We start from the raw sequence: 505 nt of genomic DNA on the forward strand, positions 1-505 counted from the left end.
CGGTAAGACCAAAAACAGAGAGAACTAACAGCCCCGTTAAGAAAGATCCTGGAATAGAGATCCCTACCAACAATGCCGTTCTTCCCCCCAAGATCGCGATAATAACGATGACCACCAAAATGATTGCCGAGAGAATGTTGTTTTGCAGATCACTAAGCATTAGCTTGACATCATCCGACTGATCCCAAGTGTATTTAACCTGCAAATTACTTGGCCACTCTGCTCGCAGTTGCCCTTGAGCAATCACCTCTTTAACTAACGCGACGGTTTCAATAATGTTCTCGCCAGCACGCTTTTTCACGTCAAGCACAATGGCAGGCTCACCATCCAAGCGGGCAAAGCTTTCCGGATCACGAAACGCTCGGCGAACTGTGGCCACATCACCAAAGGTGATCACTTTTTTGCCATTCACTTTGATAGGCAGTTCAAGAACATCTTTCAGAGAATCAAACACCGACGGAACTTTGACCGAAAAGCGCCCATATCCAGTATCGACAAAACCAGC

At 46.7% G+C, this 505-nt stretch carries 1 protein-coding gene; it reads right to left on the bottom strand.

Features of this window, described 5'->3' with window-relative positions; genetic code table 11:
* Positions 1-505 (bottom strand): efflux RND transporter permease subunit (locus R7O13_RS31290; protein ID WP_318305785.1); only part of this gene is annotated, 505 nt, incomplete at both ends.

The sequence above is a fragment of the Vibrio sp. Y176 genome (assembly GCF_033438945.1).